Here is a 23,800-nt window from a genome sequence, read left to right on the forward strand (position 1 = left end):
CTGTCAGAATTTTTTTCTGATTGCTGTTGAACAACAGCTCTATAAAAAGCAGACAAATGGGATAGGGGAAAATTAACTACAAAGGAGAGATTTTGTATGACAGTAACACGGGGACTTGAAGGGGTAGTCGCTACAACCTCTTCCATCAGCTCAATCATCGATGATACGCTGACTTATGTTGGCTATGATATCGATGACCTCGCTGAAAATGCAAGTTTTGAAGAAGTTATCTATCTTCTATGGCATCGAAAACTTCCTAATAAAGCGGAATTGGAAGAGTTGAAGCAGCAGCTTGCACAAAACTCTGCACTGCCAAAAGAAGTTCTTGATCATTTCAAGATGTACCCGATCGATAAAGTCCATCCTATGGCTGCACTTCGCTCGGCTGTATCTCTTTTAGGATTATATGATGATGAAGCAGACGTAATGGAACAATCAGCGAACTATGAAAAAGCCATTCGCCTCCAGGCGAAAATGCCATCCATTGTAACCGCGTTCGCAAGGGTCAGGAAAGGCCTTGAACCTGTCGCGCCGAGGGAAGACCTCAGCTTCGCAGCTAATTTCCTTTATATGCTGACAGGCGAAGAGCCGGATGAAATCGCCGTAGAAGCGATGAATAAGGCGCTCGTCTTGCACGCTGATCACGAGCTGAACGCATCCACATTCACCGCCCGAGTTTGTGTCGCGACTCTTTCGGATGTCTATTCCGGGGTGACTGCAGCGATTGGCGCGCTTAAAGGCCCACTTCATGGCGGTGCGAATGAAGCGGTTATGAAGATGCTTACTGAAATCGGTTCACTTGAAAATGTCGAGCCGTTTGTCCGCAACAAGCTGGCGAACAAAGAAAAGATCATGGGCTTTGGACACCGCGTATATCGCCAGGGAGACCCTCGCGCCAAGCATTTGAGGGAGATGTCCAAGAAGCTGACCGAACTTACTGGGGAGCCTCACTGGTATGAAATGTCCACCAGGATCGAAGAAATCGTAACCGGCGAGAAAAAATTGCCGCCGAATGTCGACTTCTACTCTGCTTCTGTGTATCACAGCCTTGGAATCGACCATGATTTATTCACGCCGATCTTCGCTGTGAGCCGTGTGTCAGGCTGGCTTGCCCATATCCTGGAGCAGTATGACAACAACCGCCTCATCCGTCCTCGTGCCGAGTATATTGGCCCTGGAAAACAGGAATATGTGGCAATTGAGGCAAGGGATTAGATAAAAAAAGAGAGCAGATTTTACTTTTCGGTAAAAAATTGCTGTAATAGAAGAGTGGAGAAAGTTCGGCCTGCTTCCCCTGCTGGTGAAATCCATGTAAGGAAGCGGCCGGATTTCCGGCTATCAAAGGTTAGTGGCACATCGCCTGCTAACCTTTGATTGTGTCGAATGTTAGGCGAATGATATTGGAGGGAGAGAAAAAAATGCAAGGTGAAAAAATCACGGTTAAAAATGGAGTATTGAATGTACCAAACAATCCGGTCGTCCCGTTTATCGAAGGTGACGGAACAGGCCCTGATATTTGGGCAGCAGCTGTCCGCGTCCTGGATGCTGCAGTGGAGAAAGCTTACAAGGGAGAGCGCAAGATTGTCTGGAAGGAAGTCCTTGCCGGCGAAAAAGCGTTCAACAAGACTGGCGAATGGCTTCCAAGTGAAACACTTGATTTGATCAATGAATACCTGATCGCGATCAAAGGGCCTCTGACCACACCGGTTGGCGGCGGTATCAGATCCCTGAACGTGGCACTGCGCCAGGAACTTGACCTGTTTGTCTGCCTGCGTCCAGTACGCTGGTTCGAAGGAGTGCCTTCTCCAGTAAAGCGTCCTCAGGATACTGACATGGTTATTTTCCGTGAAAATACAGAAGATATTTATGCGGGTATCGAGTATGCGAGCGGTTCTGAAGAAGTCAAGAAAGTCATTGATTTTCTTCAGAAAGAAATGGGTGTCAAAAAAATCCGCTTCCCAGAAACATCAGGTATCGGAATCAAGCCGGTTTCCAAGGAAGGAACAGAACGCCTTGTACGTTCAGCGATCAACTATGCGATCAAGGAAGGCCGCAAGTCTCTTACGCTAGTACATAAGGGCAATATCATGAAGTTTACGGAAGGCGCGTTCAAAAACTGGGGCTATGAACTAGCGGAAAGAGAATTCAGCGACAAGGTCTTCACTTGGGCCCAGTATGACAGAATCAAGGAAGAGCAAGGTGCAGACGCAGCGAACAAAGCACAGTCCGATGCAGAAGCAGCAGGCAAGATCATTGTTAAAGATGCGATAGCGGACATCTTCCTTCAGCAGATCCTTACGCGTCCGAAGGAATTCGATGTCGTTGCGACAATGAACCTGAATGGCGACTACATTTCCGATGCTCTTGCTGCACAGGTAGGAGGAATTGGTATCGCTCCAGGTGCGAACATCAACTACGAAACTGGACATGCTATTTTCGAAGCGACCCACGGAACTGCTCCAAAGTATGCAGGCCTTGACAAAGTAAATCCATCCTCTGTCATCCTTTCAGGTGTATTGATGCTCGAGCATCTTGGATGGACTGAAGCTGCGAACCTGATTGTGAAGTCAATGGAGAAAAGCATTGCTTCGAAAGTCGTGACATATGACTTTGCCCGTCTGATGGACGGCGCAACTGAAGTCAAGACTTCCGAATTCGGCGATGAACTGATCAAGAACATGGAGTAATTAGGTAGAGGGCTGTCCGCCAAGGGAATGTTTGGCGGATAGCTTTTTCATAAAATTTCCGCATGTCAAACCATATGAATTGAGGAGGAAATACCATGTCATTGAAGCGCAAGAAGATTTCTGTCATTGGTGGAGGATTCACAGGAGCAACAACTGCATTTCTACTGGCACAGAAAGAGCTTGGGGATGTTGTGTTAGTTGATATCCCGCAAATGGAAAACCCGACAAAAGGGAAAGCTCTTGATATGCTTGAGGCTAGCCCTGTCCAGGGTTTTGATGCTAACATCATTGGCACATCCAACTACGAGGACACAAAAAACTCTGATATCGTTGTCGTTACTGCCGGGATTGCACGTAAGCCAGGCATGAGCCGTGATGACCTGGTTCAGACAAACCAAAAAATCATGAAGAGTGTCGCCAGGGAAATCGCAAAGCATTCTCCTGAAGCGTTCATCGTCGTCCTCACGAATCCGGTTGATGCGATGACTTATACAATCTTCAAAGAGTCTGGCTTCCCGAAAAACCGTGTAATTGGACAGTCAGGTGTATTGGATACAGCCCGCTTCCGTACTTTCATTGCCCAGGAATTGAACCTGTCCGTCAAAGATGTCACAGGTTTTGTCCTCGGCGGCCATGGTGATGACATGGTACCTCTTGTCCGCTATTCATATGCTGGCGGAATCCCGCTTGAAACATTGATTCCAAAAGAGCGTCTTGATGCGATTGTGGAACGCACCCGCAAAGGCGGAGGCGAAATCGTCAACCTGCTTGGGAACGGAAGCGCTTATTATGCTCCGGCAGCTTCATTGGTTGAAATGTGTGAAGCCATCCTGAAGGATCAGCGCCGTGTCCTTCCGGCTATCGCTTATCTTGAAGGTGAATACGGCTACGAAGGAATTTACCTTGGTGTACCGACAATCCTTGGTGCCGGCGGCATTGAAAAAGTAATCGAGCTTGAGCTGACGGAAGATGAAAGAGCAGCACTGGACAAGTCTGCCGAATCTGTTCGCAATGTAATGTCAGTTCTGGCATAGATTGCTTAAGAAGGTACGTTCAATCTGACTCTTTTCTATAGGCTGAAACGGGCATGTACCGGACTCCATCTGGAACAGAAGGGACGAGCGAGCGGATCCTGCAGGCTAAGAAGGCCTGAGCGTATTGCCCGCTCGACATGGGAGAGCAGGCGCCTGAGGTTGAAGACAGCCGCTGATTCAAGAGCAAAGATCATGACTAAAACAGCCTTCAATTAAAAAATCGGGGAATATTCCCCGATTTTTTTGCAAATTGATATAGAATATCCGAGGATGGGGTATGAAGTTTAATCGATGTTGAACATCTATTGCAAAGGGGTAAATGCTATGCTGCTTGGAAAAAAACGCAAACTTGGCAGGAATCTGGAAGAAATGACGGCAGGGGAAAAATTGACGCTAACCGAGAAAATCGAGGACAAGGACCTTCTTCTTTATTTAGGGTTGACAAATGATGCCAATCCTTTGTACATCCAGCATGACTATGCATCACAAACACCATATGGAAAGCCTATTGTCCCGGTGATCATGCTGTCAGGAATCATTACTTCTGCTGTATCCAAATATCTCCCGGGACCAGGAAGCCATATTCTGAAGCAGGACATCGAGTTTTTGAAGCCTGTGTACCATTATGACACGGTCCAGTTCCTGTTTGAAGTGACGGATATCCACAGGGAGGAACATACGGTGGAAATCACAGTCTCAGGAAAAAAAGAGGGAGATGAAACGGTCATCAGCGGCAAATTACTGGTTTGTCCACCCTATCCTGTCCAGAAAATGGATGGGACAGCATTAGAAAACTTTTGAAGTTAACAGGAGATGCGCTGGTTACCATTGTGCATCTCATTTTTTTGCGTTTTAGATTTGATTTTAGCGGCCGGATTGATAGTATAATGGATATAGCTATTGGATGAAACAGGGGTAATAACTTTTTTGGAGGCTTGTATGGACAAGAAGGTCTTGGTTGTTGATGATGAGCAGTCAATCCTGACATTGCTGCAGTATAACCTGGAGCAAGCAGGCTACAAAGTAGTCACGGCTATGGATGGGGAAGAAGGGATCAAGGCAGCGGCAGAGGAAAAACCGGATTTGATGATCTTGGATTTAATGCTTCCGAAGCTGGATGGGATTGAAGTGTGCAAACAGCTTCGCCAGCAGAAAATCATGGTCCCGATCTTAATGCTGACAGCGAAGGATGATGAGTTTGACAAGGTCCTGGGCCTGGAACTAGGGGCAGACGATTACATGACGAAGCCTTTCAGTCCGCGCGAAGTGCTTGCCCGGGTGAAAGCGATCCTGAGAAGGGCACAGGCACAGCCTGAGACGGCCGAAGATGCACTGGAAGATGAGAGCCAAATAAAGATTGGGGACTTGAAAATCCTTCCTGATTTTTATGAAGCATATTTCATGGGTGAACTGCTTGAATTGACGCCAAAGGAATTCGAACTGCTCCTGTACCTGGCGAAGAATAAAGGCAGGGTATTGACTCGTGACCAGCTATTGAGAGCGGTCTGGAATTATGATTTTGCAGGTGATACAAGGATTGTCGATGTACATATCAGCCACTTGCGTGAAAAAGTGGAACAGAACACGAAAAAACCATCTTATATCAAAACAATCCGCGGATTGGGCTACAAGCTGGAGGAACCGAAAGGAGAATGACAAAGTATCGCACCCGCCTCCTTTTTGCGCTGATCACCCTGATTATCATTGTTTTGCTTGGCCTTGGATTGCTTCTTGGACAATTATTCAAGAATTATTACATCAATACTTTCAATGAACGCCTGAAAATCGAAATGAGCATGCTGACTGCCCATATTGAGCAAAATGGTGGCTTGGAGTCACTGGATAAGACTGAAATTTCCCGGATGGGCGATTTACTGGACGCACGGATCACACTGGTCGACTTGGAAGGGGATATCCGTTATGACACAGGCGGAATATCCAGCACAAACATCAGCAGGCATAAGGAAATTATCGGCGATATCATTGATGATCGGCCTGACAAACAAGATGAACTTGAAATTGGCGGAGGCTATGACCTTCACTACTATTGGATGCCGCTCGTCCATCAAGAAGAAATAGAAGGCTACATCTTTTTGACGACCAAGGTCGATGAGTTGAAGAAAGCGTACACCCAGATCTGGTGGATTTTGACGGTCAGCCTTGGGCTTGCTCTAGTTGTCATCATTCTCCTTGGGACAAGGATCACTAACCGATATACAAAACCAATCGAGTCAGCCACCAATGTCGCAATTGAACTGGCGAAAGGGAATTACAGGGCCAGGACATATGAGGACCATATCGATGAAACCGGTATGCTCAGTGCATCCATTAACGTCCTTGCCAGGAATTTGCAGGATCTGATGAAGCTTAAGGAATCCCAGCAAGACCGGCTGACTACATTGATCGAGAATATGGGCAGCGGCCTGATCCTGATTGACAGCAGGGGTTATATCAATTTGGTCAACCGCCCGTATAAGGAAATATTCGGAGTGGACACGTCGGAGTATTTGGATAAGCTGTATTACGAAGTCATCGAGCATAATGAGATCACTGAAATGATTGAAGAAATATTCATGACTGAACAAAAGGTCAGGAGGCAGATTGTCCTCCCCCTCGATATTGAAAGGCGACATTTCGAGGTGTATGGTGTACCAATCATCGGGACTAACAATGTCTGGAAAGGGATTTTGCTAGTGTTCCATGATATTTCCGAATTGAAAAAGCTCGAACAAATGCGCAAGGACTTTGTTGCGAATGTTTCGCATGAACTGAAAACGCCGATCACTTCCATCAAGGGATTTTCCGAGACACTTCTTGATGGGGCGTTGAATGACAAAGACACACTTCGAGCCTTCCTCGAAATCATCCTGAAGGAAAGCGATCGCCTTCAGGTCCTTATCCAGGATTTGCTTGATCTTTCGAAAATAGAACAGCATGGATTCAAGCTGACACTGGGACTGGTGGATTTGAGGAGAGAAATCACTGATGTGCTGGAAATCCTTAAGAAAAGAGCTTCAGAAAAAGCGATCAACCTTGTTTATGAAGATCCCGGCGAGGATATTGTGATCGAAGGAGATGCTGATCGCATCAAACAAGTGTTCATCAATCTTGTCAGCAATGCGATTACCTATTCCCCCAATGGAAGCACAGTCACGATAACGGTTGAGGAGTTGAAGGATGCGGTTTCGATTATCGTCAAGGATTCCGGGATTGGTATTGAAAAGAAAGAGATTCCAAGAATTTTTGAGCGGTTTTACCGGATTGATAAAGCAAGAAGCCGGAACTCAGGAGGCACTGGGTTAGGTCTTGCGATCGTCAAGCATATTATTGAGGCGCATAAAGGGAGTATCGAAGTGGAAAGCGAGACAGGGAAAGGCACTGCCTTCAAGATCAAGCTATTTAAGATTTTTCCTCAATAAACTGGAACCGGCCGAATTTTCGGCCGGTGTTTTTGCTTAATCGCATATTATCATGCTATAGAACCGGATGCTTTTCTTTTCTTGACTCGCTTTTTACAATACCTTACAGGAAGCGGCATCAATGGATAAACTGCTCTCATAAGGGTATCCTGTTGTGGCCGGCAGATCACATGATGATAGGAGTGTGGAATCTGCACTAATTGGGTAAACCGGGAGAATTAAGGAAAAATATCTTAAATTTACAATACCTTAACAGCCGATTTATTTTGTCTTAACACTCTGTTGCTACAATCATTAGTGAAAACCCCTTCATCCAAGGAGCAATGAAAGAGACGCAAGCATACCCCGCTTGCGTCTTTTTCCGCTTTGGAGATTATTTTGTAAACAAAATGAAATATTTTGAAACTTTTCCTCCCATTTTAACGTAAAATTATCCATATACAGAAGGATAGAAAGAGGGGAAGGAATATGGTGAGTTTGAAGAAGGTTTACATAAGTGTCGGGATTGCTGTTCTTGCAATCGCCGCGGGCCTGTTGGTTTTTACGACATGGTATACAGTTGATGAATCGGAACAGGCGGTCATCCTGACTTTCGGGAAAGTAGAAGATGGAATCAGTACGCCTGGTTTGCATTTCAAGCTCCCTTGGCCGATCCAGAGCGTTGAAAAGCTATCGAAAGAAACGTTCAGCCTTCAGTTCGGCTATGACCAAAAGGGGGAAGACATCCGTGATTTCCCGGATGAGACAAAAATGATCACTGGTGATGAGAACATTGTTCTGGCAGACCTTGTTGTCCAGTGGAAAATCACTGAGCCTGCCAAGTACTTATATAACGCAGATAATCCGAGGGAAATCCTTTATGATGCGACCTCCGCATCAGTAAGGAGCATTATTGGCAGCTCGAAAATTGACGATGCATTGACATCAGGCAAAGCAGAAATCGAAGGAGAAGTTCGTGACCTTCTTTCAACGCTCATCGAAAAATATGATATGGGCATTTCTGTGGTGGGAGTCAAGCTACAGGATGTCGAGCTTCCGAATAAAGAAGTGCGGAAGGCATTCACAGATGTAACGGATGCGCGGGAAACGATGAATACGAAAATAAATGAAGCGAAAAAATACCGGAACAAACAGCTGAATGAAGCCCAGGGTGAAAAAGATGCATTGAAATCAAGGGCTGAAGGTGAAAGAGCATCTAGGATCGAGCGGGCGCGAGGGGATGTCGCTGTTTTTAATAAGCTATATACGGAATACAAGCAGAATCCTGAAATCACAAGGCAGCGTCTTGTTATCGAGACGCTGGAGCAAGTGCTCCCAGGAACAGAAATTTATATCATGAATGATGACGGCAATACCATGAAGTATTTCCCGATTCGCCCGCTAGAGACAGAAAAGCCGAAGTCAGAGAAGGAAGGCAGTGAGAAGAATAATGACTGATAAAAATGTAATTAACCTGAAGGATCGTTCGGGAGGTTCGTTCAATTGGAGGAAATATACGAAGTTTGGTCTGTTCCTCATCATCCTGATCTTCATCATTGTCTTCATTGTTACCAATGTCTTTATCGTGAAGCAGGGTGAGTACAAAGTGATCCGCCAGTTCGGCGAGGTTGTCAGGATTATCGATAAACCTGGCCTCAATTACAAAGTGCCTTTCGTCCAAAGCGTCAGTTCGCTGCCTAAATACCAGCTGACCTATGATGTCTCCCAGGCCGAAATCAATACAAAGGATAAGAAAAGAATTTTGATCGACAACTATGCAATCTGGAGGATCGAAGACCCGAAAAAAATGATTTCGAACGCCAGGACGCTTGAAGGAGCAGAATCACGCATGGAGGAATTCATCTATTCCGTTGTCCGTTCGGAGCTTGGCCAACTGGACTATGATGAAATCATCAATGATGAAAAATCATCCAGAGGCTCCTTGAATGACCGTGTCACAGAGAAAGTGAATGAATTACTGGCAAATGGGAATTATGGCGTAACTGTAACGGATGTCCGGATGAAGAGAACAGACCTGCCTGCTGAAAATGAGAAGTCCGTGTTCACGAGAATGATTTCGGAACGTGAATCAAAAGCCCAGGAATACCTTTCCATGGGGGATGCCGAAAAGAACAGGGTCATAGCCCAAACTGACCGGGAAGTGAAGGAAATCCTGTCAAAGGCTTGGGCAGAAGCAGAATTGATCCGGGGTGAAGGGGAAGGGGAAGCGGCCAAAATCTATAACCAATCTTTTTCCAAAGATCCGCAGTTCTTCTCGATGTTCCGTACGCTTGAATCCTATAAAAAGACAATCAATGGCGAAACCGTTCTTGTCCTTCCATCGGATTCACCATACGCAAGAATGCTGATGGGCTATACTGAGTAATAAACGAAAAGCATTAGGACCGTTATTTTTCTTTCTATTATCAATCATGATAAAATAGGAAGTAATTTAATGGTCTTATTTTTTTCTTTCGGGAGGAGTTACATGTCTAAAAAACTTGTTTTGATAGACGGAAATAGTATTGCATACCGCGCTTTTTTTGCACTTCCGCTTTTGAACAATGACAAGGGAGTACATACGAATGCAGTGTACGGCTTCACGATGATGCTGATGAAAATACTTGAAGAGGAGAAGCCGACACATATGCTGGTTGCCTTCGACGCCGGCAAGACGACCTTCAGGCATAAAACTTTCAGCGAATATAAGGGGGGCAGACAAAAGACTCCTCCAGAACTTTCGGAACAGTTTCCATTCATCCGTGAACTTCTCAGGGCATATGGGATCGCCCAATACGAACTCGAAAACTACGAAGCCGATGACATCATCGGGACACTGAGTCTGGCTGCCGAGAAAGCAGGCTTTGAAACCAAGGTCATTTCCGGCGACAAGGACCTTACACAGTTAAGCTCGGACAAGACTACGGTGAACATCACGAGGAAAGGCATCACGGATATCGAGGAATATACCCCTAGTCACATTCAGGAAAAATACGGCCTGACTGCAAAGCAGATCATCGATATGAAGGGGTTAATGGGTGACTCATCCGATAACATACCAGGGGTGCCTGGCGTTGGTGAAAAAACGGCCATCAAACTACTGAAGGAATACGGGACTCTGGAGAACCTGCTGCAATCCATCGATCAAGTAAGCGGGAAAAAGCTTCAGGAAAAGCTTTCAGAGTTCAAAGACCAGGCAGTGATGAGCAAGGAACTGGCGACCATCACACGAGAAGCTCCTGTCGAAGTCTCCCTTGACGAACTGCATTATGAAGGCTTCCGGCAGGAGGAGGTCTTCAAGATATTCAAGGAACTTGGCTTCAATTCCCTTTTAGAAAAAATAGGCGGCGCTGCAGTAGCTGGAGAACCTATTGAGCTTGATGAAATCGACTTTACTCAAACAGATGAGATCAAGGAAGAGATTTTCACCCAAGAGGGCTCCTTCTATGTGGAAGTCCTTGAGGATAACTATCACTATGCAGATATCATCGGTTTCGCACTGGTCAATGAGAATGGCAGTTATTATCTCCCGGTTAAAAGCGCCCTTGAATCAGAAGCCTTTCGGAAGTGGGCAGAAGATGGGACGAAAAAGAAAACCGTTTACGACGCAAAGCGTTCTGAGGTCACATTAAGGCATCACGGTATCCATCTACGGGGAGCTGGTTTCGATGTGGCGCTTGCCTCCTACATCATCAACCCCTCTGAATCAGCCGACAATCTCACAGTGATTGCAAAGCAGCATGGCTTTACGGACGTCCGGGCAGATGAGGCAGTGTACGGAAAAGGAGCGAAACGGACGATTCCGGAAAATAAGGTACTTGGAGAGCACCTGGTCAGGAAGGCGGCTGTTCTGGGGCTCCTTAAGGAAAAACTGGAAAAAGAATTATGGGAAAATGACCAGTTCAAGCTTTTCAACAGCCTGGAAATGCCGTTATCGAAAGTCCTGGCCGAAATGGAATACGTAGGTGTGAAGCTGGATCTGGGCAGGCTTGCAAAAATGGGGGAAGAAATCCGCGCCAGGCTTGCAGAAATAGAAGCAAAGATTTTTGAGTCAGCCGGGGAACATTTCAATATCAACTCCCCGAAGCAGCTTGGAGTGATCCTGTTTGAAAAGCTGGGTTTGCCCCCGGTCAAGAAAACGAAAACTGGCTATTCAACGTCTGCGGATGTCCTGGAAAAGCTTGCGCCAAAACACCAAATCATTGAAGAAATCCTGCAATACCGCCAGTTGGGAAAATTGCAGTCCACGTATATAGAGGGACTGCAAAAAGTCGTCAATAAAAAGACGGAGAAAGTCCACACAAGATTCAACCAGGCATTGACACAAACCGGAAGACTGAGTTCGACAGACCCGAACCTTCAAAATATCCCAATCCGCCTTGAAGAAGGACGGAAAATACGCCAGGCATTCGTTCCTTCGGAAAAAGACTGGGTCATGTTCGCAGCCGACTATTCGCAAATCGAACTGCGGGTCCTCGCCCATATCGCAGGGGATGAAAAGCTGATTGACGCCTTCAGGAATGACATGGATATCCATACAAAGACAGCGATGGAGGTATTCAAGGCCGGGAAAGATGAAGTCACTTCGAATATGCGGCGCCATGCCAAGGCTGTTAATTTCGGGATTGTCTATGGAATCAGCGACTACGGGCTGTCGCAAAGCCTGGGAATCACACGCAAGGAAGCTGGAGAATTTATCGACCGTTATCTTGAAAGCTATCCAGGCGTAAAGGATTATATGGAAGAAATCGTCAAGGACGCCAAGCAAAAAGGCTATGTAGAGACATTGCTGCACCGCCGGAGATATCTCCCGGAAATTACAAGCAGGAACTTCAATTTACGCAGTTTTGCGGAAAGGACAGCAATGAACACGCCGATACAGGGCAGCGCTGCGGATATCATCAAAAAAGCGATGATTGAAATGGCCGACAGGCTGAAAGAAGAAGGACTGAAGGCAAGGCTGCTCCTTCAGGTGCATGACGAATTGATTTTTGAGGCACCTGAAAGCGAAATCGAAAAACTAATTGAAATCGTACCGGATGTCATGGAGCATGCCATAGAATTGAAAGTTCCGCTGAAAGTGGATTTCTCTTACGGTCCTACATGGTACGACGCAAAGTAAGGCAGAAAGGAGGAATTTCATGCCTGAGCTTCCAGAGGTAGAAACCGTAAGAAGAACGTTAGAAGTGCTTGCAGTGGGAAAACAAATCAATGATGTTACGATAACCTGGCCGAAAATGATCAAACGGCCTGAAGAGACGGGCCAGTTCAGTGACGCCTTAAAGGGCCAGCATTTACAGGAAATCGGCAGACGAGGGAAATTCTTGATCTTTTATACAGAAAAATTGGCTCTTGTATCCCATTTAAGGATGGAAGGCAAATACGGCCTTTTTAAATCCGATGACCCTGTGGACAAGCATACACATGTAATCTTCCATTTCACAGATGGGACAGAATTAAGGTACAAGGATGTCAGGAAATTTGGGACCATGCATCTTTACGAAAAGGGAAAGGAATTTGAAATACAGCCACTGGCTGATTTAGGACCGGAACCTTTCTCAGATCAATTTTCTATTGAATGGCTTTCGGCCAAGCTGAAAAGGACGACCAGGAAGATCAAGCCAGCCCTTCTTGATCAGAAAATCCTTGTCGGGCTTGGCAATATCTATGTTGATGAAGCCTTGTTCAGGGCAAAAATCCACCCGGAGCGGTTAGCGAATTCCCTTTCCAGGGAAGAGGAAGAAGTGCTTTTCAAGGAAATTGTCAACACCTTGTCTGAAGCGGTTGAAAAAGGAGGCAGCACCATCCGATCTTATGTGAATTCTCAGGGCCAGATCGGTATGTTCCAGCTGCAGCTTTTTGTATACGGCCGCAAGGGAGAACCATGCAAGATCTGCGGCACCCCTTTGCAAAAGACAGTGGTAGGGGGTAGGGGCACACATTTTTGCCCATCTTGTCAGCAACTGTGACCCATAACAAATAGCTTTTGGTTTCTCACCATAACTAGGCTCCTTCCATATACTAACGTAGCGATTGACAGGAAGGAGCTCAGCTATATGGCACAGACAATCTCACTGCTTTTGCTTGCATTCGCAGTCAGCCTTGACGGTTTCAGTGTAGGATTGACTTATGGGCTCAGGCGTATGAAAATCCCGGTAAAGTCGATTATAGTGATTGCGGCATGCTCTGCAGTCGTCCTGGTGGCTGCGATGATGGTTGGCCATATTATTGACGCATTTTTATCGCCCGAGACTGCGGAACACTTAGGCGGCACTGTTTTGATCATTCTTGGCGGTATGATTCTTTACCAGTTTTTCCGCGAGGATAAAGGGGAATTGCTTCATGAAAAAATGATCCTGAATTTTGAAATAAAGTCACTTGGGATTGTAATCAACATTTTGAAGAAGCCAATGTCGGCGGATTTTGACCGATCAGGCACGATCAATGGAATCGAAGCCGTCATGCTCGGCCTCGCCTTGTCATTGGATGCGTTCGGGGCAGGAATTGGAGCAGCCATGCTTGGTTTTTCCTCCTTGCATTTGGCGATGACCGTAACGGCCATGAGTTCAGTTTTCGTTTTTGCAGGGATGAAAATGGGCAGTTATTTTTCCGGAAACGGCTGGGTCCAGAGGTTTTCATTCTTACCAGGAATTTTGCTGATCATCATTGGAGTATTGAAACTTTAAAAAAACGTTTGAAGGGGATCATGCAGGAATGTCACTAGTAATAGGATTGACCGGGGGAATTGCGAGCGGTAAAAGCACGGTGTCAGCGATGATCAAGGAACTTGGCATCGTGGTCATCGATGCTGACTTAGAAGCCAGGCATGCCGTAGAGCCCGGCGAAAAAGCTTATGAGGAAATTGTCAGGCATTTTGGGCAATCGATCCTGGAAGAAAACGGCGCGATCGACCGGCCGAAATTGGGAGCGATTGTCTTCAATGATGAGGATAAAAGAAAGCTTCTTAATTCAATTGTCCATCCAGCAGTTAGGGAAAGGATGGCGGAGAAGCGGAAATGTGCAGAAGCTGCCGGCGAACCAGTCATCGTCATGGACATTCCGTTGCTTTTTGAAAGCAAGCTTACCGGTCTTGTTGAAAAAATCATTCTTGTTTATGTTGATGATGCGATGCAGCTTCAAAGACTCATTAACCGCAACGGATTAAGTGAAGAAGAAGCATCGGCAAGGATCCGCTCGCAAATGCCGCTAAGGGACAAGATCGAGCTGGCTGATGCAGTCATTGACAACAGCGGGACTATCGACCAGACCAAGCAACAGCTGATGGACATTTTTAAAAAATGGGGTATTTAAACAAGAAAAAGGCTTTAACAATCGGAAAGCGGCATATAAACGACAGGCTTTTGGCTGTTCTTGAGCCTCTCGTATAGCACCATTGCCCCGCTGTAATGGTTGAGGAAGCTGGATTTTCCCGATTTGCCGGAAGTTGATTCAGGTGATGGATAATAAAGGGCCTGCGGGCTCTTTTTTTTGACTGTTTAATCCGATACATGCCCGGTATGGAATTTGCCGACAGCTCCACACTTTTCCTCTATGCGGCTAGGAACGCCAACCAGGCATTCAATAGGGCTTTAAAAGCCCTTAAAGCATTCGTACTTTTTCTCTCTTGTGTCCAGAGACTCACTGGAACAATTGTCTGATAGGTAACATGCAGGTGACATGTATTGCTCCGGTTCCAACAATGCACGTCCATGGAATTGCATTTTAACGCCTTCGTTTTCTGAATTTTTTTATATTAAAAATGTATACATTTGGTGGTCGCAAATAAAAATTAATATGTTATACTAATACCATACAAAGGGGTTATTAAGTATAACATTAATTCGGAAGGGGCCATACAATGAAGGCGAGAATAGCAATTAACGGTTTTGGGAGAATCGGCAGAATGGTTTTCAGAAGGGCCATTCTTGATAACAACCTTGAAATAGTTGCAATCAATGCGAGTTATCCAGCTGAAACACTGGCGCATTTAATAAAATATGACTCAAATCATGGTCAATTTGCTGGTGAAGTCATTGCAGCGGATGATTCACTGATTGTTAATGGAAAGACGGTAAAGCTGCTAAGCAACCGCAATCCTGCTGAGCTTCCATGGGAGGAGCTCGACATCGATCTTGTCATCGAAGCGACTGGCAAATTCAATTCACGTGACAAGGCTGCCCTTCATCTTGAAGCAGGTGCGAAGAAGGTTATTCTGACTGCGCCAGGCAAAGAGGAAGACATCACTGTTGTGATGGGCGTAAATGAAAGCGCATTAAATGTAGAAGTGCATGATGTGATTTCGAATGCTTCCTGTACAACGAACTGTCTGGCTCCGGTAGCCAAGGTGCTTAACGACGCCTTTGGCATCGAAAATGGGTTGATGACGACTGTGCATGCCTATACGAACGACCAGAATAATATCGACAATCCACATAAGGATTTGCGCAGGGCACGTTCTTGCGGCCAATCCATCATTCCGACTTCAACCGGAGCAGCCAAAGCGTTATCGCTTGTGCTTCCTGAATTGAAAGGAAAACTTCATGGAATGGCGCTGAGGGTTCCGACACCAAACGTTTCACTTGTGGACCTTGTTGTGGACCTTAAGCGTGAAGTGACAGTCGATGAAGTGAACGAAGCATTCTATTCTGCCGCGAATGGAAAGCTCAACGGTATCCTTGATATCACGACTGAACCGCTTGTTTCGATTGATTTCAACACCAATGAGCATTCAGCAATCATCGATGGCCTGTCCACAATGGTGATCGGAGCGAAAAAAGTCAAGGTGCTCGCCTGGTATGACAATGAATGGGGTTATTCATGCAGGGTTGTTGATCTCGCAAAGCATGTTGCCAATGAGATGTCAAACTCAGCGACTGTTAAAGTCGGATGATTGATTTATAAAGATAAGCTTGCCGGATTTCCGGCAAGCTTTTTTCCTGTTCCGTTTTATACGGAAATCGCTTGATTCAAAGCGATTTCCGACCTGGAAAACCCATCAGAAAAACACAGAAAAAATTTAAAAGACTGTGTTGCAAAAAAAATATAAACCAAGTATACTAGTCAACGTGAACTTCTTAATAACGGTACCAATTGGCTACTTAAAGGGTTAGGACCTCTCTGGACTAACTTTCCCCCGTGGTAGTTAAGATACCATTGAAAATAAGAATTTCATTTTATTACTGTTAAGGGGGAAATTGAATATGGAAACGATGGGTCGTCATGTGATTTCTGAACTTTGGGGATGCGATTTTGAAAAGTTAAATGATATGGATTATATTGAACAAACTTTCGTTGCAGCAGCATTGGAATCAGGTGCTGAAATTCGCGAGGTGGCATTCCACAAATTTGCTCCTCAAGGAGTTAGTGGTGTTGTCATCATTTCTGAGTCCCATTTAACGATTCACAGCTTCCCGGAACATGGATACGCCAGCATTGATGTTTATACATGCGGTGATCTTAATCCTAACGTTGCCGCTGATTATATTGCGGAAGCCCTTGGCGCTCAAACTCGCGAGAATATCGAACTTCCGCGCGGAATGGGTCCTGTGCATGTGAAACAGGCACAAGCCAAAGCTCTATAACTGAATCATAGATAGCTTACAGGAGGTGTAGAGATACACCTCTTTTTTAATACAGGGAAGAATACATCCAGCTGGAAGAAGTTTCGATGCCGCCGCAAAATGTTTTCGGTCAAGGATAAGTACAGCAAGGCTGATTTTTTCCATCAAGCGGATGCCTTGAGCTTTCTCTGAAATGAAAATACGGTATACTGTAACTATATTGTTGGATGCAGGAGGATGTTTCATGTCTTTTTTCAAAGAAATCTCTTTGCGTTACCAGAAATTCTGCGGTACGGCTGAGAAACATCGGGACGAGCGGTTGAAGACACGATATTATAAGGCAAGCTTCAATCAGGTGTTCCAGACAGTCGAACAGCTGCTAAAGGACGATCCTTCGGGGAAAATTTCAAGCATTTCAAAGGAACACGGGGAAATATCGGCAGAAATCGGCAGGTCTGCTTCTTTCATGACTGTTACTGTTGTGATGACAAAGCCTTTTGAAACAGCGGTAGACCTTCATATTTCAACAGAAAGGTTTTCCCTGGCAGGCATTAATCCTCTCCTGAAAAAGGAAATACTCTATTTTTACCAAAAACTGGATCAATCCCTTCCTTTTATCGGATCCGGCATCAACGGAAATGAATAGTTTCCCTTGTCCAGACTCCATTCTTTTTATAAGATAATACATAGGGACTGAATGTTTGCGAAAGTCATTATCCAGTTCTAATATTCAACTGCAAGGCATCATGATGCCCATTCCAAACCACTTGGAGCTGATCGATATGAAATGTCCAACTTGCCAAAACAATTCCACACGTGTTCTTGATTCAAGGCCGGTTGATGATAGTCGGTCAATTCGCCGCCGTCGTGAATGCGAAGCGTGCGGTTTTCGATTCACAACATTTGAAAAAGTGGAAGAGATTCCTTTGATTGTCGTCAAAAAAGAAGGGACACGTGAAGAGTTTAACCGTGAAAAGCTCCTCCGCGGCCTGATTAAAGCCTGCGAGAAACGCCCGGTAGCTTTAAGCCAGCTTGAGGAAATCACCTCAGAGGTTGAAAAGGAGCTTCGGAGCCAGGGAATATCGGAAGTTAAAAGCGAAGCGATTGGTGAAATGGTGATGGATCGGCTGGCGAGTGTCGATGAAGTAGCCTATGTACGGTTTGCATCCGTCTATCGCCAATTCAAGGATATTAATGTATTTATTGATGAATTAAAAGAACTTATAAAGAAAGAGCAGTCCTGAAGGAGCTGAAGGGAACTTCGGCTCTTTTTTCACGAACCGTTCGGAAAGGAGGCTGTCATATGTCCCAGCATTGGCAGGAAACATTGCCAGTAGACCAATATATTGTCGCTTCTGGCGGACTATTGCATGAGTATGATCGAAAGGTGCTGACTTTTTTATACCAGCCACTGATCGGTCCGGCCTGTTTAAGCTTGTACATGACCTTATGGGCAGAACTGGAAGAAAACCGCCTTTGGTCCGAGCCTGTGACCCATCATCATTTAATGAACATCATGGATATGAACCTGAAAGAAATTTACCAGGCGCGTCTCAAGCTTGAGGGTATCGGCCTCTTGAAGACATTGGTGAAAAATGAAGAGGGACGCAGGGCGTTCATGTATGAATTGCAGCCCCCCCTCACGCCGGAAAGTTTTTTCCTTGACGGACTTTTGAACATTTATTTATATCGCAAGGTTGGCAGGAACCAGTTCTTGCGTCTTAAACGGTTTTTCAGCGACAGGTCTCCGATGGCCGATCCAGGGTATCGGGAAATAACGAAGGCATTCCAGGATGTTTTCATTTCAGCTTCGCCTGACACCCTTAAGCATAATGCCTATTCGGCTGATGACTTGGATGCGGAAGCAGGAATGGCTTTCATCGGCAGGGGGAATGCACAAACAATCCAAATCGATTCTTCGGAATTCAACTTCGATGTGCTCATAGGTGGATTGAATGATTCGCTGATTCCGAAAAGTGCGTTCACGAAGAAGGTAAGGGAAGCTGTAAGCAACCTCGCCTTTCTTTATGGCATTGACGCATTGACAATGAAAAACCTTGTCTTGAGCGCAGTTAACTCTGGGAGTGAAATCGATATTGAGGAGCTGCGGAAGGCCGCGAGGGATTGGTATCAGTTTGAATACCAGGACCAGCTCCCCGCCCTTATGGACCGGATCCAGCCTGCACAGTTCAATACAGGCATCGGGAAACCAAGAACGAAAGAAGAGGAGCTTATTCAGTATTTCGAAAAGACATCACCCCGACAACTCTTGATTGATCTTTCGGGTGGGGCGGAGCCATCCAAATCGGATTTGCAGATCATCGAAGAGGTGATGTTCAAACAGAAACTCTTGCCGGGCGTGGTCAATGTCCTTGTACAGTATGTCATGCTAAAGACAGATATGAAGCTTGCTAAAGGATACATAGAGAAGATTGCCAGCCATTGGGCGAGAAAAAAGATCACAACTGTCAAAGAAGCGATGGAGCTCGCAAAAAATGAACATCGCCAGTATCTTGGCTGGGCAGAGAGCAAGCATCAATCAGTATCGAAAGGGAAGCAGAAGCCTGCAAGCAAAGAAACACATCCGGACTGGCTGAGCAAGAAGACTCCGAATAAGCTTGAAAGACAAACAGAAGATACAGAAGCTGAAATCAGGAAGCTTGAAGAGGAGCTTGAAAAATTCAAATCGGATCTATGATTTTAATGACATGCCCAGCCATTGCGTTGAGGCATGTTTTATTTTTACATAATTAATCCCGCTCTTTTGGACTGATAACCGGCCTATTCCGGAAGGTAATAAAGCAATTTATCCCCAGTGCCGAGGATGTTCCTGTGTAAGCCTGCCCTCCTCTTTATAGCCAGCCGTGGTCGTTGTTTAGATGCTTCTAAATTGTCCAGGACCCCCATATATATATACAGGAATTATATAGAGGGGGGATATGGTTGATTGAAATCATCTTCCAAAAAAGACAGGATGCCGTGAATCTATACCAGCACTTTATTAAAAGCATGGTTTCCTGGTGTGAGAGCCAATCAATTCTTCTTATTGAAGATCGAAATAGAGTATGCATTCCCGGACGAATGTTCGATGACTGCAGGCTGGATGAAATCAAAAATTGCTTTTTTGTTTTCATTACAACAATGAAGAGGGATGAATGGCTGCGTTCAATTTTAAGGGAATCCTACTTTTACACAGAAATAGAAGAACAGAATCAAATCATGGATATTATCTATTCAGTTTTGGAGGGGAACAGGTCGGAACTCCTTCCCTTCATAGAAGGGCCGGGCACAGATGGAGAGATCAAAGGGGCGATAGACCAAATTTTTGCCAAGAGAATCTCCTTTTCTTTTGATTCTTTTGTGATGTTTCGCTTAAAATCGTACGTTGATCAGCTATCGCGATGGATTGAAGTGGCGATTGATGAATATAAGATGGAACAGGAATATCAGGTGTTCATCCAGACCCTCAGGGATTTCCTGGCGGGAAGAAGACCGCAAATGCGGCACTTGCATCTTGTTATCGAAGAAACAACAGGGTTTTTCAACAGCCGCTTTGACGAGATGACAAGGGGTGAACTCTTTAAAACAATCGACCGCAAGCTTCTTGTCAATCATCCCGTCTATGTCGATTCCCTGACCATTGCCCCACTGCTTTCAATCGCTCCAGAAACCATTTATCTATACACCGATGATCTTCAGCAGCCGCTGGTGAGGACGATCCTCAATATTTTCGAAGAGAGGGTCCAAACGAAATCCCTGGTTTCGTTCCATGAGGAAAGATTGGCCATCACTGGGCAGGACAACAGAAATGTGCAATAGCCCACTTGATTTTCATTACATTACAATCTATAATTACGTACATACTAACAGAATCAAGCAAATGTAATGATGAGGACACGGGCAATCTTGAAAGGTTCACAGAGAGGGAAGGCAAGGCTGAAACCTTCCTAGCACTAGAGACAAGCTTACCGCCTCTGAACACCAGCTTTGAACGCCCTCCGGCAAGTATTGGCTGGCGGCAGCAGCCGTTATCTCAACCAGAGCCATTTTTTGCTTTACTGCTGAAAATGGAAAATTGGGTGGAACCACGTGTATGCAAACTCGTCCCTGTTTCAGGGGCGGGTTTTTTTATTTTTTCGCGTATGGATCATACGCTATCTTAAAAGGAGGAAAAGCCAATGGCAGACATGTTAAAGATTTCTTTTCCAGATGGAGCAGTGAAGGAGTTCCCGGCTGGCACCACAACAGAAGACATTGCCAGTTCGATCAGCCCGGGGCTTAAGAAGAAAGCCATTGCCGGGATGGTGAATGGCAAGCCGTACGATTTGCGAAGGCCGATCGCAGAGGATGCGTCTATCGAAATCGTCACCCCTGACCATCCCGAAGCACTCGAGATCTTGCGCCACAGTACAGCACACCTCATGGCACAGGCAATCAAGAGGCTGTATAAAGACGTCAAATTGGGAGTAGGTCCCGTGATTGAAGGCGGCTTCTACTATGATATGGACATGGATCATGCCCTGTCCCCTGAAGATTTGCCGGCCATTGAAAAAGAGATGGCGAGAATCGTCAGTGAAAACCTAGAAATCGTCCGCAAAGAGGTAAGCCGCGAAGAAGCAATTAATCTATTCAAAAAAATCGGGGATGAATACAAGCTGGAATTGATCGAAGCGATTCCTGCCGATGAAACCGTCACTCTTTATGAGCAAGGGGAATTCGTCGATCTTTGCCGCGGAGTTCATGTACCATCTACAGGCAAACTCAAGGAATTTAAATTGCTGAGTATTGCCGGAGCATACTGGCGCGGGGACAGCGACAACAAGATGCTTCAGCGTATTTATGGCACCGCTTTTTTCAAGAAAGAAGATTTGAAGGAGCACTTGAGGCTGCTTGAGGAAGCGAAAGAGCGTGACCACCGCAAGCTTGGGAAGGAATTGAACCTATTCACTAATTCCCAGAAGGTCGGGCAGGGCCTGCCGCTATGGTTGCCAAAAGGAGCGACGATCCGCCGTATCATCGAACGCTATATCGTCGACAAGGAAGTCAGCCTCGGTTATGACCATGTCTACACTCCGGTAATGGGAAGCGTAGACTTGTACAAAACTTCAGGGCACTGGGATCACTACCAGGAAAATATGTTTCCGGTAATGGAAATGGATAATGAACAGCTTGTGCTTCGCCCGATGAATTGCCCGCACCATATGATGGTGTACAAGAACAGCATCCACAGCTACAGGGAGCTGCCTATCCGCATCGCGGAACTTGGAACGATGCACCGTTATGAAATGTCCGGTGCGCTTGCGGGACTGCAACGTGTCCGCGGCATGACCCTGAATGACGCGCATATCTTTGTCCGCCCTGATCAAATCAAGGAAGAATTCAAACGGGTTGTCCAGCTTGTTCTCGAAGTCTACAAGGATTTCGGAATGGATGATTATTCTTTCCGTCTTTCTTACCGCGATCCAGAGGATAAAGAAAAATATTTCGATGATGACCAGATGTGGGAAAAGGCACAATCCATGCTGAAGGAAGCGATGGATGAAATGGGCCTTGAGTACTTCGAAGCAGATGGCGAAGCAGCGTTCTATGGCCCTAAGCTTGATGTCCAGGTCAAGACAGCGCTTGGAAAAGAGGAGACTCTATCCACTGTCCAGCTTGACTTCCTGCTTCCAGAACGTTTCGATCTGACTTATATCGGCGAAGACGGAAAACATCACCGCCCAGTCGTCATTCACCGCGGAGTCGTTTCGACAATGGAGAGATTCGTTGCCTTCCTGATTGAAGAGTACAAGGGGGCGTTCCCGACTTGGCTGGCACCAGTCCAGGCACAGGTAATCCCGGTTTCTCCTTCAGTCCATTATGACTATGCGAGAAAAATTCAGGATCAGCTAAAAGCTCAAGGTTTCCGGGTGGAAATCGATGGCCGGGATGAGAAGATCGGCTATAAAATCCGAGAAGCGCAAATGCAGAAAATCCCTTACATGCTTGTGGTCGGCGACAACGAAGTCGCAGAGAATGCGGTCAACGTGCGCAAGTATGGGGAACAAAAATCTGAAACAGTTCCATTCGATGACTTCCTGGAGTCCTTTAGGAAGGAAGCGAAAAAATAAGCAAAAGGGAGAAGCCTAAGGCTTTTCCCTTTTTGCAGTTGCCTACATGAATAAATGCTGAACTCAAAAAGCATCAAAGTTTACGAAAACTGCCTTTATTATATTTACTTAAAGCAAACGAGCAGCGATTCGCTGGCATAAAATATTTTAAGAAAAAGTATTGCAGGCTTGAAGTCAATTTGATAAAATACAATACGTTGCAGTTAAGGCAAGTGATACGTTTGACACATCAACACCTTTGTGTTATATTAGCAAGAGTGAACTGAATACAGTTTTTTAGGAAAGAAGAAGCACCCGCTTCTCACCTGGCTGACGCATACGTGTTGTTGGCAGGTATTGCGTAAAACGACTGATTTTTAATTTGTTTTCGTATGTGTGGGTGTGTTCGCCCGCACATTTTTTATTGCAGAAAAAGTGAACGCAGCGACAGACTTCTTCCCCTGGAAATGTATTCAATAAACCCTGGAGGTGGCTAATTATTAGCAAAGACGCGATGTTATTAAACGAAGGAATTCGAGCTCGCGAAATTCGTCTCATTGACCAAAATGGCGAGCAGTTAGGAATCAAAACTAAAGCTGAAGCGCTTGAAATCGCAGCGCGCGTTAATCTTGATCTTGTTCTTGTTGCACCGAATGCGAAGCCCCCTGTAGGCCGGATCATGGACTACGGAAAGTTCAAGTTCGAACAGCAAAAGAAGGAAAAGGAAGCACGCAAGAACCAAAAGACGATCACGACCAAAGAAGTGCGCCTTAGCCCGACAATTGATGAGCACGACTTTAACACAAAGCTCCGCAATGCCATCAAGTTCCTGGAAAAAGGTGACAAGGTTAAAGCATCGATCCGGTTCAAAGGACGTGCGATTACCCATAAAGAGATCGGACAACGTGTACTGGACCGATTCGCCACTGCTTGCGCTGAAGTAGCAACAGTCGAATCATCACCAAGAATGGACGGCCGAAGCATGTTCCTGGTCCTTGCACCCAAAAACGACAAGTAACGAGGAGGAATACC

General features: G+C 45.6%; 20 protein-coding genes and 1 other annotated feature. All 20 genes read left to right on the forward strand.

Annotated features, from left to right (window positions below):
- The first annotated feature begins 96 nt into the window (after positions 1–96).
- The 20 genes from citZ to infC all read left to right on the forward strand — a co-directional run bounded on the left by citZ (position 97) and on the right by infC (position 23,786).
- Positions 97–1,215 carry a citrate synthase gene (gene citZ, locus JJQ88_RS06655; RefSeq protein ID WP_210364948.1) on the forward strand — a complete coding sequence of 373 codons (1,119 nt, stop codon included), beginning with the start codon at positions 97–99 and terminating at the stop codon, positions 1,213–1,215.
- 203 nt (positions 1,216–1,418) lie between these two features.
- On the forward strand, positions 1,419–2,687 hold the full coding sequence (gene icd / locus JJQ88_RS06660; RefSeq protein ID WP_210364949.1) for an NADP-dependent isocitrate dehydrogenase: 1,269 nt from the start codon (positions 1,419–1,421) through the stop codon (positions 2,685–2,687).
- A gap of 95 nt (positions 2,688–2,782) precedes the next feature.
- Positions 2,783–3,721, forward strand: coding sequence for a malate dehydrogenase (gene mdh, locus JJQ88_RS06665; protein WP_210364950.1), 939 nt, complete (start codon positions 2,783–2,785; stop codon positions 3,719–3,721).
- 324 nt (positions 3,722–4,045) lie between these two features.
- On the forward strand, positions 4,046–4,522 hold the full coding sequence (locus JJQ88_RS06670; protein WP_210364951.1) for a MaoC/PaaZ C-terminal domain-containing protein: 477 nt from the start codon (positions 4,046–4,048) through the stop codon (positions 4,520–4,522).
- Between the two features lie 138 nt (positions 4,523–4,660).
- Positions 4,661–5,377, forward strand: a complete 717-nt coding sequence (locus JJQ88_RS06675; protein WP_210364952.1) for a response regulator transcription factor — start codon at positions 4,661–4,663, stop codon at positions 5,375–5,377.
- Complete coding sequence (pnpS, locus tag JJQ88_RS06680; RefSeq protein WP_210364953.1) at positions 5,374–7,140, forward strand: two-component system histidine kinase PnpS; 1,767 nt, start codon at positions 5,374–5,376, stop codon at positions 7,138–7,140. Before JJQ88_RS06675 ends, pnpS begins: the two co-directional genes overlap by 4 nt.
- A gap of 468 nt (positions 7,141–7,608) precedes the next feature.
- Complete coding sequence (hflK, locus tag JJQ88_RS06685; RefSeq protein WP_210364954.1) at positions 7,609–8,577, forward strand: FtsH protease activity modulator HflK; 969 nt, start codon at positions 7,609–7,611, stop codon at positions 8,575–8,577.
- Positions 8,570–9,505, forward strand: a complete 936-nt coding sequence (hflC, locus tag JJQ88_RS06690) for a protease modulator HflC (RefSeq protein ID WP_210364955.1) — start codon at positions 8,570–8,572, stop codon at positions 9,503–9,505. Before hflK ends, hflC begins: the two co-directional genes overlap by 8 nt.
- A gap of 102 nt (positions 9,506–9,607) precedes the next feature.
- The gene (gene polA, locus JJQ88_RS06695; protein WP_210364956.1) at positions 9,608–12,241 is read left to right on the forward strand and encodes a DNA polymerase I; all 2,634 of its coding nucleotides are present in this window, start codon (positions 9,608–9,610) and stop codon (positions 12,239–12,241) included.
- 19 nt (positions 12,242–12,260) lie between these two features.
- Positions 12,261–13,088: a DNA-formamidopyrimidine glycosylase gene (gene mutM / locus JJQ88_RS06700; protein WP_210364957.1), complete on the forward strand. Its 828-nt coding sequence runs from the start codon at positions 12,261–12,263 to the stop codon at positions 13,086–13,088.
- A gap of 87 nt (positions 13,089–13,175) precedes the next feature.
- Positions 13,176–13,805 (forward strand): sporulation membrane protein YtaF, encoded by a 630-nt coding sequence (gene ytaF / locus JJQ88_RS06705; RefSeq protein ID WP_210364958.1) that lies wholly within the window; start codon positions 13,176–13,178, stop codon positions 13,803–13,805.
- Between the two features lie 28 nt (positions 13,806–13,833).
- Positions 13,834–14,430 (forward strand): dephospho-CoA kinase, encoded by a 597-nt coding sequence (coaE, locus tag JJQ88_RS06710; RefSeq protein ID WP_210364959.1) that lies wholly within the window; start codon positions 13,834–13,836, stop codon positions 14,428–14,430.
- Positions 14,431–14,977: 547 nt separating this feature from the next.
- On the forward strand, positions 14,978–16,009 hold the full coding sequence (locus JJQ88_RS06715; protein ID WP_210364960.1) for a glyceraldehyde-3-phosphate dehydrogenase: 1,032 nt from the start codon (positions 14,978–14,980) through the stop codon (positions 16,007–16,009).
- A 310-nt stretch (positions 16,010–16,319) separates the two neighbouring features.
- Positions 16,320–16,700 (forward strand): adenosylmethionine decarboxylase, encoded by a 381-nt coding sequence (speD, locus tag JJQ88_RS06720; protein WP_210364961.1) that lies wholly within the window; start codon positions 16,320–16,322, stop codon positions 16,698–16,700.
- Positions 16,701–16,923: 223 nt separating this feature from the next.
- Positions 16,924–17,325 carry a hypothetical protein gene (locus tag JJQ88_RS06725; RefSeq protein ID WP_210364962.1) on the forward strand — a complete coding sequence of 134 codons (402 nt, stop codon included), beginning with the start codon at positions 16,924–16,926 and terminating at the stop codon, positions 17,323–17,325.
- A 136-nt stretch (positions 17,326–17,461) separates the two neighbouring features.
- Positions 17,462–17,923 carry a transcriptional regulator NrdR gene (gene nrdR, locus JJQ88_RS06730; RefSeq protein ID WP_210364963.1) on the forward strand — a complete coding sequence of 154 codons (462 nt, stop codon included), beginning with the start codon at positions 17,462–17,464 and terminating at the stop codon, positions 17,921–17,923.
- 59 nt (positions 17,924–17,982) lie between these two features.
- Positions 17,983–19,377 (forward strand): replication initiation and membrane attachment family protein, encoded by a 1,395-nt coding sequence (locus JJQ88_RS06735; protein WP_210364964.1) that lies wholly within the window; start codon positions 17,983–17,985, stop codon positions 19,375–19,377.
- 245 nt (positions 19,378–19,622) lie between these two features.
- Positions 19,623–20,498: a sporulation protein YtxC gene (ytxC, locus tag JJQ88_RS06740; protein ID WP_210364965.1), complete on the forward strand. Its 876-nt coding sequence runs from the start codon at positions 19,623–19,625 to the stop codon at positions 20,496–20,498.
- Positions 20,499–20,857: 359 nt separating this feature from the next.
- A complete protein-coding gene (thrS, locus tag JJQ88_RS06745) occupies positions 20,858–22,789 on the forward strand; it encodes a threonine--tRNA ligase (protein WP_210364966.1) in 1,932 nt (643 codons plus the stop codon).
- Between the two features lie 276 nt (positions 22,790–23,065).
- Positions 23,066–23,196 (forward strand) — a sequence feature (ribosomal protein L20 leader region).
- 68 nt (positions 23,197–23,264) lie between these two features.
- Positions 23,265–23,786 carry a translation initiation factor IF-3 gene (infC, locus tag JJQ88_RS06750; RefSeq protein WP_210365016.1) on the forward strand — a complete coding sequence of 174 codons (522 nt, stop codon included), beginning with the start codon at positions 23,265–23,267 and terminating at the stop codon, positions 23,784–23,786.
- Positions 23,787–23,800: the final 14 nt, after the last annotated feature.

Origin of the sequence: Bacillus sp. REN3 (assembly GCF_017912555.1) — a bacterium.
Taxonomy (GTDB): Bacteria; Bacillota; Bacilli; order Bacillales; family Cytobacillaceae; genus Mesobacillus.

Coding starts and splice junctions, on each gene's coding strand:
- hflC (WP_210364955.1), top strand. CDS start 8,570: ATGACTGATAAAAATGTAATTAACCTGAAGGATCGTTCGGGAGGTTCG.
- nrdR (WP_210364963.1), top strand. CDS start 17,462: ATGAAATGTCCAACTTGCCAAAACAATTCCACACGTGTTCTTGATTCA.
- mdh (WP_210364950.1), top strand. CDS start 2,783: ATGTCATTGAAGCGCAAGAAGATTTCTGTCATTGGTGGAGGATTCACA.
- JJQ88_RS06715 (WP_210364960.1), top strand. CDS start 14,978: ATGAAGGCGAGAATAGCAATTAACGGTTTTGGGAGAATCGGCAGAATG.
- pnpS (WP_210364953.1), top strand. CDS start 5,374: ATGACAAAGTATCGCACCCGCCTCCTTTTTGCGCTGATCACCCTGATT.
- citZ (WP_210364948.1), top strand. CDS start 97: ATGACAGTAACACGGGGACTTGAAGGGGTAGTCGCTACAACCTCTTCC.
- mutM (WP_210364957.1), top strand. CDS start 12,261: ATGCCTGAGCTTCCAGAGGTAGAAACCGTAAGAAGAACGTTAGAAGTG.
- JJQ88_RS06670 (WP_210364951.1), top strand. CDS start 4,046: ATGCTGCTTGGAAAAAAACGCAAACTTGGCAGGAATCTGGAAGAAATG.
- polA (WP_210364956.1), top strand. CDS start 9,608: ATGTCTAAAAAACTTGTTTTGATAGACGGAAATAGTATTGCATACCGC.
- thrS (WP_210364966.1), top strand. CDS start 20,858: ATGGCAGACATGTTAAAGATTTCTTTTCCAGATGGAGCAGTGAAGGAG.
- JJQ88_RS06725 (WP_210364962.1), top strand. CDS start 16,924: ATGTCTTTTTTCAAAGAAATCTCTTTGCGTTACCAGAAATTCTGCGGT.
- JJQ88_RS06675 (WP_210364952.1), top strand. CDS start 4,661: ATGGACAAGAAGGTCTTGGTTGTTGATGATGAGCAGTCAATCCTGACA.
- ytaF (WP_210364958.1), top strand. CDS start 13,176: ATGGCACAGACAATCTCACTGCTTTTGCTTGCATTCGCAGTCAGCCTT.
- coaE (WP_210364959.1), top strand. CDS start 13,834: ATGTCACTAGTAATAGGATTGACCGGGGGAATTGCGAGCGGTAAAAGC.
- icd (WP_210364949.1), top strand. CDS start 1,419: ATGCAAGGTGAAAAAATCACGGTTAAAAATGGAGTATTGAATGTACCA.
- speD (WP_210364961.1), top strand. CDS start 16,320: ATGGAAACGATGGGTCGTCATGTGATTTCTGAACTTTGGGGATGCGAT.
- JJQ88_RS06735 (WP_210364964.1), top strand. CDS start 17,983: ATGTCCCAGCATTGGCAGGAAACATTGCCAGTAGACCAATATATTGTC.
- hflK (WP_210364954.1), top strand. CDS start 7,609: ATGGTGAGTTTGAAGAAGGTTTACATAAGTGTCGGGATTGCTGTTCTT.